11 protein-coding genes are annotated in these 10,505 nt (G+C 51.3%); 3 read left to right on the top strand and 8 right to left on the bottom strand.

Features of this window, described 5'->3' with window-relative positions:
• Positions 1–90 precede the first annotated feature (90 nt).
• Positions 91–633: a DUF2179 domain-containing protein gene (locus tag KW93_RS06150; RefSeq protein WP_033542109.1), complete on the bottom strand. Its 543-nt coding sequence runs from the start codon at positions 631–633 to the stop codon at positions 91–93.
• A gap of 231 nt (positions 634–864) precedes the next feature.
• Between KW93_RS06150 and KW93_RS06145 the strand changes: the two genes are divergently transcribed.
• Entirely contained in the window at positions 865–1,929 is a 1,065-nt protein-coding gene (locus KW93_RS06145; RefSeq protein ID WP_235318371.1) for an SDR family oxidoreductase, read from the top strand.
• A gap of 91 nt (positions 1,930–2,020) precedes the next feature.
• On the opposite strand, the gene KW93_RS06140 is transcribed toward KW93_RS06145, so the two are convergent.
• The 6 genes from KW93_RS06140 to KW93_RS06115 all read right to left on the bottom strand — a co-directional run bounded on the left by KW93_RS06140 (position 2,021) and on the right by KW93_RS06115 (position 7,913).
• Positions 2,021–3,124 carry an ABC transporter permease gene (locus KW93_RS06140; RefSeq protein ID WP_033542108.1) on the bottom strand — a complete coding sequence of 368 codons (1,104 nt, stop codon included), beginning with the start codon at positions 3,122–3,124 and terminating at the stop codon, positions 2,021–2,023.
• A gap of 1 nt (position 3,125) precedes the next feature.
• Positions 3,126–4,400, bottom strand: a complete 1,275-nt coding sequence (locus KW93_RS06135) for an ABC transporter permease (protein ID WP_033542107.1) — start codon at positions 4,398–4,400, stop codon at positions 3,126–3,128.
• A gap of 12 nt (positions 4,401–4,412) precedes the next feature.
• Entirely contained in the window at positions 4,413–5,345 is a 933-nt protein-coding gene (locus tag KW93_RS06130; protein WP_033542106.1) for a daunorubicin resistance protein DrrA family ABC transporter ATP-binding protein, read from the bottom strand.
• Between the two features lie 124 nt (positions 5,346–5,469).
• Positions 5,470–6,102: a response regulator gene (locus KW93_RS06125; RefSeq protein ID WP_033542105.1), complete on the bottom strand. Its 633-nt coding sequence runs from the start codon at positions 6,100–6,102 to the stop codon at positions 5,470–5,472.
• Positions 6,099–7,241: a sensor histidine kinase gene (locus tag KW93_RS06120; protein ID WP_033542104.1), complete on the bottom strand. Its 1,143-nt coding sequence runs from the start codon at positions 7,239–7,241 to the stop codon at positions 6,099–6,101. Before KW93_RS06120 ends, KW93_RS06125 begins: the two co-directional genes overlap by 4 nt.
• Before the next feature lie 147 nt (positions 7,242–7,388).
• Positions 7,389–7,913, bottom strand: a complete 525-nt coding sequence (locus tag KW93_RS06115; RefSeq protein WP_033542103.1) for a DUF6241 domain-containing protein — start codon at positions 7,911–7,913, stop codon at positions 7,389–7,391.
• A 346-nt stretch (positions 7,914–8,259) separates the two neighbouring features.
• Here KW93_RS06115 and KW93_RS06110 point away from each other — a divergent pair, with 346 nt between their 5' ends.
• The gene (locus KW93_RS06110; protein WP_033542102.1) at positions 8,260–9,318 is read left to right on the top strand and encodes an LLM class flavin-dependent oxidoreductase; all 1,059 of its coding nucleotides are present in this window, start codon (positions 8,260–8,262) and stop codon (positions 9,316–9,318) included.
• Positions 9,319–9,330: 12 nt separating this feature from the next.
• On the top strand, positions 9,331–10,281 hold the full coding sequence (locus KW93_RS06105; protein ID WP_033542101.1) for an ATP-grasp domain-containing protein: 951 nt from the start codon (positions 9,331–9,333) through the stop codon (positions 10,279–10,281).
• Here the strand turns inward: KW93_RS06105 and KW93_RS17775 are convergent.
• Positions 10,282–10,505 (bottom strand): hypothetical protein (locus KW93_RS17775; protein WP_033542100.1); only part of this gene is annotated, 224 nt, incomplete at its 5' end.

Here is a 10,505-nt window from a genome sequence, read left to right as displayed (position 1 = left end):
ATTATATCGTCGCTCGCCAATCACCCACTCCTTCCCCCATCCCGCTCCCAACAAAAAAGCACGCAGACACCACCATCCGCGCACTCCCATTCATCTCACCATACTCCGCTTCTTAATCGCACGTATCCAAAAACCGCCGTAAATCGTTTTGGCGTCATACGCCACGATGAACGCATGCGGATCCAATTCCTTCACCGTCTTATACAGATTCACTTCCTGCTTTTTCGGCATCAGAATTGTCATCGAGCTGCGCTTTCCTTCAAAACCATTCGTCTCCCAATCCGTTACGCCATAGCCTTTCTCGCGCAATTGCGCAGCCAGTATGCCACTGTTATCCTGTGAAATGACGCTCGCCGTCACATACCCCAGGCTCAGCTGGTCTTCAATTTTCGAACCCACGACAATACCTGCCGCAAAACCGAGCGCATAGGCCAATAAATTCTGCACATTCGCCACATTTTCGAGCACCAGGCCAAGGCCTAGAATATTGATGACGACTTCCAGCACCGACAGGGCAGCCGCGGAATACTGATAGCCTTTCAATGTTAAAATCATGCGAATCGTAGACAAGGTGACAAAGCTGAGGCTGATACTGAAAATGATAACAATCAGCAAGAGAGGATGTATATCCATCCAAAACTCCCTCCCTTCAAATTATGTACTTCATACCGTGAATGAATTGCACATAATAAATCTTCCCCCGTTGCCCGGGAGTAAACGCGTTTCACCCTTTTTACTCCGTTTGGCATAAGAAATAAAGCAGGTCATCACTCGAATTTCCTGCAGCATGCCCATGTTTTATTGCTTACCACTCCTTCAAACCGGGTAGTAGTAGACCAATCAGATTAAAGGAGGAATTCAATGATGGTGAACGAAAAAACTTCCGCCCCCGCCAGCCGCCAGACCGGTGAATTCAAGAAGCTGAAATTGAAGAAACTGCAGGATCAGGTGATTGTGCTGACGGGTGCATCAAGCGGCATCGGACTTTCGACAGCGCGCATGGCGGCTGCCAAAGGCGCAAAAATGGTGCTCGCGGCGCGCAATGAAGAAGCTTTGAAAGAGCTGACAGAGGAACTGAGAAATCAGGGTCACCAGGCAATCTGGGTCAAAGCAGATGTCGGCAACGAAGAAGATGTCAACCGTATCGCCGAAACGGCGTTAAGGGAGTTCGGCCGTTTCGATACATGGATCAATAACGCCGGCGTATCGATTTTCGGCAAAGCGATGGATGTCACGATCGCTGATTTCAAACGCGATTTCGACACGAATTTCTGGGGTGTCGTCTACGGGTCGAGAGCTGCCGTCAATCATTTCAAGGAACGCGGCGAACCGGGTGCGCTGATCAATATCGGGACCGTATACGGCGACCGGGGCGTCGTCCTTCAATCGACGTATTCGGCCAGTAAATTCGCAGTCCACGGTTTCACTGAAAACCTGCGCATGGAGCTGGAAAAGGAAAAAGCGCCGGTATCCGTCACGCTCGTCCGCCCAGGTCGCATTGATACCCCGTACAATGAGCATGCCCGCAGCTACCTCGACAAGCAGCCTGCCCACATCGGCATGATGTACGCTCCGGAAGCCGTAGCCGATGCCATCCTGTTTGCGGCGGAACATCCGAAACGCGATATGTTCGTCGGATTCCAGGCGAAATTCGGCGCATTCGTCGGCAACGTCGCTCCTCGCTTCATGGACAAATTCATGGAACTCACCATGTTCCGCACCCAGCAATCCGAACGCCCGTCACGTTCTGTTACCGACAATGCACTTTACGAACCGGGCTACGGCATGCACGAACGCGGCACCAATAAAGGCTGGGTCCGCACCAGAAGCCTGTATGTCATGGCTGAAAAACATCCCGTCCTCGCCAGCATGGCCATTGCCGGAATCGGCTCCGCGCTCTGGAACGGCGTATTCAAAAAACGCTATTAATTAAATTGGCCGCAACTTAAAAATACCTCTTCCGAAAAAATCGGAAGAGGCATTTTTATTTTGGCAAAGCAGTCTCAGTCAACGGCGCACTTCACGCCTTCCGCTCCATTGCATTGATTCCGACACCCATCAGCACAACCCCGATCAGCAGCATAATTGACAGCGGCTCATACAATGCGGCCAGCCCTTCGCCGTAGATGGATACGCTCTTCAGCGCGTCCAGACCGTACGTCATCGGAAGCACTTTGGAGATGGCCAGCAGAATGTTATTGCTGACGAGTTCGATCGGCCAGAAAGCGCCGCCGATCATCGCCATGCCGGTTGCGAGAATCGGCACGACGGCCTGCAGCTGCTGCGGTGTCCGGACAAGTCCCATGACAAGCATGCCGAGTGCCACGATGGAAAATGTGTAAACCGCCGTAATCAGCAGGAGCAATCCGAATTGATTGCCGACATCGAAATTGAACAGGTACTTGAAGAGCAAAATGACCAGGACGATCTGGAGATAGCCGACCGAAAAGCTGTAAGCCATATGCCCCAAATAGATCTGCCATTTCTTCAAAGGTGACAGAATCAGGCGGTTCCAGGTGCCAAACTGCTTTTCTTCGACGATTTTCATCAAACTGAACAAAATGGTATACACCGAGAAAAACAGTGACATGCCGAACAGCATCTGCAGCTGCCCGTCATAGACGAACGTATCCTCCCCACCGTCAAGCGACGCTGTTGACACGGTCATTGCCGGTTCTTCCAACATACCGTCCAGGCGTTCACGCACATCAACCGCAGCGCTTTGCTCCTCAAGTTCCCGAATGCGCAGTTCGCGTATATACACCTGATTGATGTAAGATTCCACTTCAAAGCGGGCCGGGTCATCCGCAACCACCAGCAAACGGTAATCGTCCGCCAACAGCTGAAGCGCCATGCGCGAATCACCGTCCACCACATCCTGGCGAGCTTCGCCTTCGGAGACGAGAACGAAGCTCAGATTGTCTGATCTGTTCAGTTCGGTGAGCCACTCTGCCTGCTGCGTTTCACTGAGCGAAGCATCGGCGTAAGCCGGGATGGTCAGCGAATTGCCGGTGTTCGCCCCGGCCATGACGCCGATGAAAACGACTGACAGCGTCAGAAATGACAAGACCATGAAAGGCGCGCGCCGGAACCGCTGCCACTGCAATAAAAACACGGAAATCATATCAATTCGCCCCCTTTACCGGAAACAGCGCCAGGCTCAATGCAAACAGAACAGCCGCCGTGCCGCCGATACGTACAAGCGGATCAGTAACCGCAGCCAGATCACGCTGCTGAACCCATTGAAGAAATGCAGTCAGCGATGCCCCGTTCGGCGTCCAGTTTCCCAGTTCCTGTATGATATCTGGCATGCCGGTCAGCGGGATGAAACTGCCGCCAAGAAATGCAAATATTGTAACGATGCCGCCGGAAAACACGGTTGTAATTGCATCCGAATTCAAGCGCACCGTAAGTGTCGTCAGGAAAGCCGCAAGCGCACCGGCACAAAGCGACAGCATCGCCGATACGAGCGCCATTCCGAGCCAGAAATTCAGCGAATCCCATTCGAACGCCTGCAATACCAGCGTTGATAGGAAGAACAGGATGAACAGCTGCGTAAATGCAATCATTGCAGCGGAAATCGCCTTGCCTCCGAGGTACATAAATGGATGGCGGTTCGACAGCATGATGCGGTCAAAGACGTGACGGTTCCGTTCAACATTCGTGTTGCCCGCGACGTTCGCGCTGACAAACAGCACGAACATGACGGCGATGCCAAGCGTATAATATTGAAACGAATCAACCGGTTCTCCTGAAGACGTCGTTTCCAGTCCGCCGAGTTCCATTGCACCCTGTCCTTCAAGCGAAATGCCTTCTTCAGCGGCAACCCGGGAAGCGGCCGTCTCAAAATTCAAGGCGCGAGCAAAATCGCTGATGAGTGTTTCAAAAACATCAGCCCGCGTGGAAGTTGTGTCTTCGATCGTCAGCGCCAATTCCGTCCCCGGTCCAGTTCCAAGCAGCATTTTATCAAGCGCAAGCCGTGTGAAATTTTCCGGAATCGTCAAAATCGCCACGACTTCTTCCTCTTCCAGCGCGTCTCTTGCAGCTGCCGCACCCATCTCTTCGACACTGATCATTTCCGCCAGTTCCGGTGATGCCAGCATCATTTGCAGCGTGCGGAACGGACTTGCCTGTTCAGCAGCTGCGGCCATTCCGGCCACCGTCTGCTCCTGCAGTTCGAGCGTTTCGAGCTGCTCCGTAAATTCAGTGATCCCTGCCTGTTCATCGTCATTCTGCACAAGCGCCACCTGCATATTCAGCGCTTCCGTATTGCCCGCCATAAGTCCGCGGAGAGAGAAACCGAGAATGACGATGAGAATGAACGGCATCAGCAAAAGCACCGCCAGTTCGGTCCGGTCCCGCAGCAGGACGAGTATGTCTTTTTTCAGAAATGCCCACATCATCGTTCCTCCTCAGTCCCTTAATTTTCTGCCCGTGAGGTGCAAAAAGACATCTTCCAGACTCGGTGTCTGCACATTCACATTCAAAATTTGTGCCTGGTGGCGTTCCGCAAGCTGGAAAATCTCCGCCAGCATGCGCTTGCCTTTCGGAATGATCAGTTTGATTCCCTTTTCCGTTTCCGCCGCCTGGATGATGTGTTCATTCATTTTCAGTTCGGCGAACAGTTCCGGATATGCGCGGTCGAGTTCGATCCACACCGTTTCCTCGCCTGACAGTATGCGCTTCAATTCGTCTTTCGTGCCGGACGCAATGATGCTGCCATGGTCCATGATGTAAACCCGGTCGCATAACCGCTCCACTTCCTCCATATAATGGCTTGTATACAGCACCGTCAAACCTTCTTCTTTATTCAGCCGCCGCACCATTTCAAGAATATAGCTGCGCGACTGCGGATCGATGCCGACGGTCGGCTCGTCCATGATGATGACATCGGGTTTATGCATCATCGCCGCTGCGATATTCACGCGTCGCTTCATGCCGCCCGAATATGTTTTGACGGTTTCTTTCTGGCGGTCTTCAAGTCCCACAAGTTTCAATACATGCTGAATGGCCGTTTCCAACGGCTTTCCTGACAACCCGTAAATTTGGCCGAAAAACTGCAGATTCTCGTGAGCCGTCAATTCTTCATACAATGCGATTTCCTGCGGTACGACACCGAGAACCGAGCGCATCGCAGAAGGGTCTTTCACGACGCTTTTGCCATTCAGCCGCACATCGCCGGACGTCGGACGGGCGAGCGTCGAAATCATGGAAATGGTCGTCGACTTGCCGGCACCGTTCGGCCCGAGCAAACCCACCGATTCGCCTTTATCCAAATACAGGCTGACACCTTCCACTGCCTTCTTGCCTTTGAAGCTTTTCGTCAATCCCTCTGTTTCGAGCATGATCCCTGCCTCCTGTGATTCATTCCTGAATCGTTTCTGGTTTCAGTATAAATAAAAAAAAGACAGTGCCATACTGTCTTCCGTCATTTGTTTTATTGCCAACCATTACTTCCGTCATTCCGATTTACACGAGACCGTGGCGAATCGCATAAATGGCCACTTGCGTACGGTCGCGAAGCTCCAGTTTGTCGAGAATCAGGCTGAGATTGTTTTTCACCGTGCCGACCGACAAGCCGAGTTCATCCGCAATTTCCTTATTGCTGCGCCCTTCGCCGATTCGGCGGATGATGCTCAGTTCCCGCGGCGTAAGTGACGGATCCGCCTTTTCGGCAGTTATCGGCCGAATCAGCTTCGGCATGACGCTTGCCGCCACATGGTCTTCCAGTGCAAGGCCACCCGTCAGACAGCTGCGGATCGAACGGATCAATTCTTCCGGCTCCGCATTTTTCAGCAGATAGCCGCGCGCCCCACTCTTCAAGGCATCCAGTGCATATTGATCGTCATTGAACGTCGTCAGCATCAGCACTTTCTGCTCCGGCCAGCGGGAATGAATGATGCGCAGCGCCTCCAGTCCGTCCATCTTCGGCATGCGGATGTCCATGATGACAAGATCGTATGTATTCGTTTCGCACAGCGCCACTGCATCGCGCCCGTTGTCCGCTTCGCCCGTGACCGATATGCCGCTGTCTGTTTCAATCATCATTTTCAGCGCCCGTCGCACCATTACCTGATCTTCCACCAATAAAATCCGGATCATTTGACCGATTCTCCTTTCACCGCAAGCGGCAACGTTCCCTGAACGGTGAACTTGCCGCTTACCTGAATAATTTCCAAACGTCCGTCCGCCTGTTCAATGCGTTCCCGCATCGAAGTCAGCCCAAAACCCTCATGAATATCCTTTTTATCCGGTGCAGCATTAGTCACCGCAAAACGGAAAACGCCGCCGCCCGGAGCTTCAAAAACAATCTGGGCTTCCCGTGTTCCGCTGTGGCGCATAATATTGGTCAAAGCTTCCTGCACCGTCCTGTAGACGATTGTCATCTGTTCGTTACCCAGTGGTGCGGACAAGGCTCCAGCTTTTACAGAAAAATGGATGCGCAGAAAACTTTCCGCTTCCAAACGGCGGATCAGCGCTATGATCGCCGTCACACCGCCCGCTTCTTCGTGCTTCAGGGTCTTTACCGCACCGCGCGTCTCTTCCAGGCTTTCTTTCGCCAGCTCTTTCAATTCCGTCAGCTGCTCAGCCTTTTCCCTGTCTGCCTGCAGCCGGAACACTTCCAGCTGCATCAAAAGCGCCGTCAGTTTATGGCCGACCGAATCGTGGATGTCGCGCGCGATCTGCGTCCGTTCTTCCTGCCGCGCCGCTTTTTCATCATCCCCCACGCGCCTTTTGATCCTGCGGTATTCAGACAGCAGCGCATCACTGCGCTCGGCAGCTGCCTCTGCCCGGACTGATAATTGCCGGAATACCGTGAATGCTGCGGCGAGCATCGACCCATATAATAGTAGAAATGCCAACGGAATAGTTGAGTCGGCTGAAATTTGCTGCAGAACTGCTCCCCCCAATAAAACCAGTCCGATTACACCCGCCTGCAGCGGCCGGAGCCGGTAAACCGCTTTCCCCGCAATCAGTGATAACACGAGCAGCGCATACAGATTCGGCTCACCGCCTGGAACCGGCCAAAATACCAGCACCGCAAGCAGCGCCAGACCAATGAAAAGGAGAAAATGCAGCCGGTTCTTTTTGCGGGCAAGCGGCGATAAAAAATACAAAGCAAAGAAACCGGCACTGCCGATGAGACGGGGTGCCAGTTCGGCCAGGCTCCCGCTGAAGTGCATCATCGCCATCACCCAGGAAAGCCCGATAAATGAAAGCCAGTTCCAGTATGAGCGCATTTTTCCAACTCCTTTTCGAGGGGTTTTGTCTGGTAGGATTTTGTCTTTCTTCTATTATACTGTATGAGCAGCCAAAACAAAGAAGCCGCCCGGAACAATTTTTTGTGCCCGGACGGCTTCTATGCTGATTAAAACAGTATTGAATTTTTACCTGAAATGCTTCTCCACATACTCCGCTTCCTGTTCCGGCGTCATCAAACCTGTCGCCCGTCCCACATTTCCATTATGCCATTTCCAGATCGTATTATGAACATTGACAGCATTGCTGAAATTGCCGTTTTGCCAGGCAGTCAGCATTTCTTCATAAAATTCACTGTGTTCGTAGTAGTTATAGTTCACCTCCACAATCTTAAGGAGATTTGAAATGTTCGCTTCGGACATTTCGATAGCGCCAAACTTTTTGTCTGCAGTGACTTTCTGATGCGTCATCCGGTGCAGGTAAGTCTGCAGCTGCGTTTCCTCCAGGCCGCCTTCTGCCAGTTCTTCTGTTTCTTTTGCCGATCCGGAAGCCGCCTGAACGGTGCCGTCTTCCACTTGCTCCAGTTCTTCGACAATCGCAGAAATCTTATCTTCATCTTTTACCGCAAGGCTTTGCACGAACCAATAGCCCGCTCCCCCGAGCACTGCTAAAACAACCACGGAAATCAATAAAACCTTCAATATGCTTTTCATGGACTCATTCCTTTCCTGAACAAACGGATAATGAATATATGCTAAAAAATATGTATGAAAAAGTGCTATGCTATCCGTCCGTTTCCCTTATGATAATTGACCTATACAAGTATACAGGAAATTATTTCCGTTCGCTTTTATTATGCCTGACAATTTTCTCACCTCCTAACGGTCACTGACTCTTTCAATGAGGGCAGATTATCCAAATGGCCCCTTTAATAATTTTTAGTAATTTAAAGCCAAGTTCTCTGGTAAGAATAAAAGGTTTTATTGTATAATGGTTTCACTCTCTAATTGAGTGAATTTTGCGAGATCCTGATCTCCTCCCGAAAGGAATAGATGATAGATGAAATACGGATTTTGGCTGCCGATATTCGGCGGATGGCTGCGCAATGTGGAAGACGAGAACATGCCGGCTACGTTTGACTATGCAAAACGAGTAGTGCAGTCGGCTGAGCAATGGGGTTATGATACGACCTTGATCGCTGAATTGAACTTAAATGATATAAAAGGGATGGAAGCTGATTCACTGGAGGCTTGGTCGACGGCGGCTGGACTTGCGGCGGTGACGGATAAGATCGAGATTATGACGGCTATCCGCCCTGCGTTCCATAATCCGGCGGTGACGGCGAAAATGGCGGCGAATATTGACCGCATTTCGAATGGCCGCTTCACGCTGAATGTCGTGTCGGCCTGGTGGGCGGAAGAAGCGCGGCAGTATGGCGGCGAATTCACCGAACATGACGAGCGCTACGACCGGACAGATGAGTTTTTGCAGGTGATGAAAGGCATGTGGACGGAAGACGAATTTTCATTCAAAGGGAAATATTACGATATCCAGAATGCCCGTCTGGAACCGAAACCTGTGCAGCGTCCGAATCCGATTCTCTATGCAGGTGGCGAGAGCCCACGCGGCAAAAAATCAATCGTTGAAGGCTGCGATGCTTACGTGATGCACGGCGGCACTGTTGAAGAAATAAAAGCGAAAATCGATGATATGAAGAAATTGCGGGAAGCTACCGGCAAAACGCCGCTTCAGTCGTTCGGCATGGCGGCCTATGTCGTATGCCGGGACACCGAAGAGGAAGTCGCCGCGGAATATGCGCGCATTGTGGATATGAAAGAGTCGAGCGGTTATGTGGGCTACGATGATTTTGTCAGCAAATCACAATTGGAACAGCAAGTGAAGCTGGAAGATTATTCGGTGTCGAACCGTGGTCTGCGCCCGAATCTGATCGGCACGCCGGAACAGATTGCCGACCGCATCCTCGCATACGAAGAAGCCGGTCTTGATTTATTGCTGCTGCAATTTTCGCCGCAGCTGGAGGAAATGGAACGCTTTTCGAAAAAGGTAATGCCGTTAGTTGAAGAAAAAAGGCTGGCGCTGCAGGCGCTTTCCAACTAAGGAGAGATATAAATGACTGAAAAAATATATGTGATCCACGAAAATGAAGAATGGACGACGCACCTGTTTAAACGTCTGGATGAGTTGGGATTGCCTTATGAAGACTGGTTTATCAATGAAGGAATGGTGGATTTGAATGACACGCCACCTGAAGGCGTATTCTACAGCCGCATGAGCGCTTCTTCGCATACACGCGGCCACCGCTATGCACCGGAAATGGCGGATTCGCTGCTGGCTTGGCTTGAGCATCACGGCCGTACAGTCTTCAACGGCACGCGGGCGCTGCGCCTGGAAGTCAGCAAAGTGAATCAGTCCATGGCGTTGAATGCTGCCGGCATCCGGACACCGAAGACGATTGCTGCGAATGGCCGCGAAAAGATTATTGCCGCTGCGGAGAAATTGGACGCGCCGTCGTTCATCACTAAGCATAACCGCGCTGGTAAAGGCTTGGGCGTTCGCCTGTTTCATTCCATTGAAGCGCTGAAGGAATATCTCGACGGCGGCGAATTTGATCCGTCCGTTGACGGCATCACGCTGATCCAGGAATATATCCAGGCGCCGGAACCGTTCATCACGCGCTGCGAGTTTGTAGGTGGGAAATTCGTCTATGCCGTTCAAGTGGATACTTCTGAGGGATTCGAGTTATGCCCTGCAGACGCCTGCCGCATCGACGACCTGTTCTGCCCGGTCGGCGAACAAGTTGAAGAGAATCCGAAGTTTCAGATTGTTGAAGGATTCAATGATCCGATTATCGCGAAGTATGAGGAATTTCTTCGCAGGAATGAAATTGCTGTAGCGGGAATTGAGTTCATCCACAACGCTGCAGGTGAGATTTTTACGTATGACGTAAACACCAACACGAATTACAATTCAGATGCTGAAGCAGCTGCCGGAAAATACGGCATGCTCGAATTGGCGCAGCTGTTAGGCAGCGAATTGAAGAAAACTGTTGTTGTGGGGTAATTAATGTGATGGGTGTCTGCCGGTTTTATTGGCAGACGGCTTTGGAGATGGTTTGAGAATTTGGACTGCGCTCTTTTTGTTGGCATATGCCGGCAAGGGAGTGCAGTTTTTTATTTCGACGACTTCTGATTTACCCGGATCTTCGGCGAACGCCGATATATTTTTTTGTGCGACGATATAAATTATTGAACGACGATATCTACCTTGCGAACGACGATATAATC

Origin of the sequence: Planococcus sp. CAU13 (assembly GCF_000775575.1) — a bacterium.
Taxonomy (GTDB): domain Bacteria; phylum Bacillota; class Bacilli; order Bacillales_A; family Planococcaceae; genus Planococcus.
This window is presented reverse-complemented; position numbering and strand designations above follow the sequence as displayed.

Coding starts and splice junctions, on each gene's coding strand:
- KW93_RS06130 (WP_033542106.1), bottom strand. CDS start 5,345: ATGCTCGAAACAGAGGGATTGACGAAAAGCTTCAAAGGCAAGAAGGCA.
- KW93_RS06115 (WP_033542103.1), bottom strand. CDS start 7,913: ATGAAAAGCATATTGAAGGTTTTATTGATTTCCGTGGTTGTTTTAGCA.
- KW93_RS06120 (WP_033542104.1), bottom strand. CDS start 7,241: ATGCGCTCATACTGGAACTGGCTTTCATTTATCGGGCTTTCCTGGGTG.
- KW93_RS06110 (WP_033542102.1), top strand. CDS start 8,260: ATGAAATACGGATTTTGGCTGCCGATATTCGGCGGATGGCTGCGCAAT.
- KW93_RS06125 (WP_033542105.1), bottom strand. CDS start 6,102: ATGATCCGGATTTTATTGGTGGAAGATCAGGTAATGGTGCGACGGGCG.
- KW93_RS06145 (WP_235318371.1), top strand. CDS start 865: ATGGTGAACGAAAAAACTTCCGCCCCCGCCAGCCGCCAGACCGGTGAA.
- KW93_RS06135 (WP_033542107.1), bottom strand. CDS start 4,400: ATGTGGGCATTTCTGAAAAAAGACATACTCGTCCTGCTGCGGGACCGG.
- KW93_RS06150 (WP_033542109.1), bottom strand. CDS start 633: ATGGATATACATCCTCTCTTGCTGATTGTTATCATTTTCAGTATCAGC.
- KW93_RS06140 (WP_033542108.1), bottom strand. CDS start 3,124: ATGATTTCCGTGTTTTTATTGCAGTGGCAGCGGTTCCGGCGCGCGCCT.
- KW93_RS06105 (WP_033542101.1), top strand. CDS start 9,331: ATGACTGAAAAAATATATGTGATCCACGAAAATGAAGAATGGACGACG.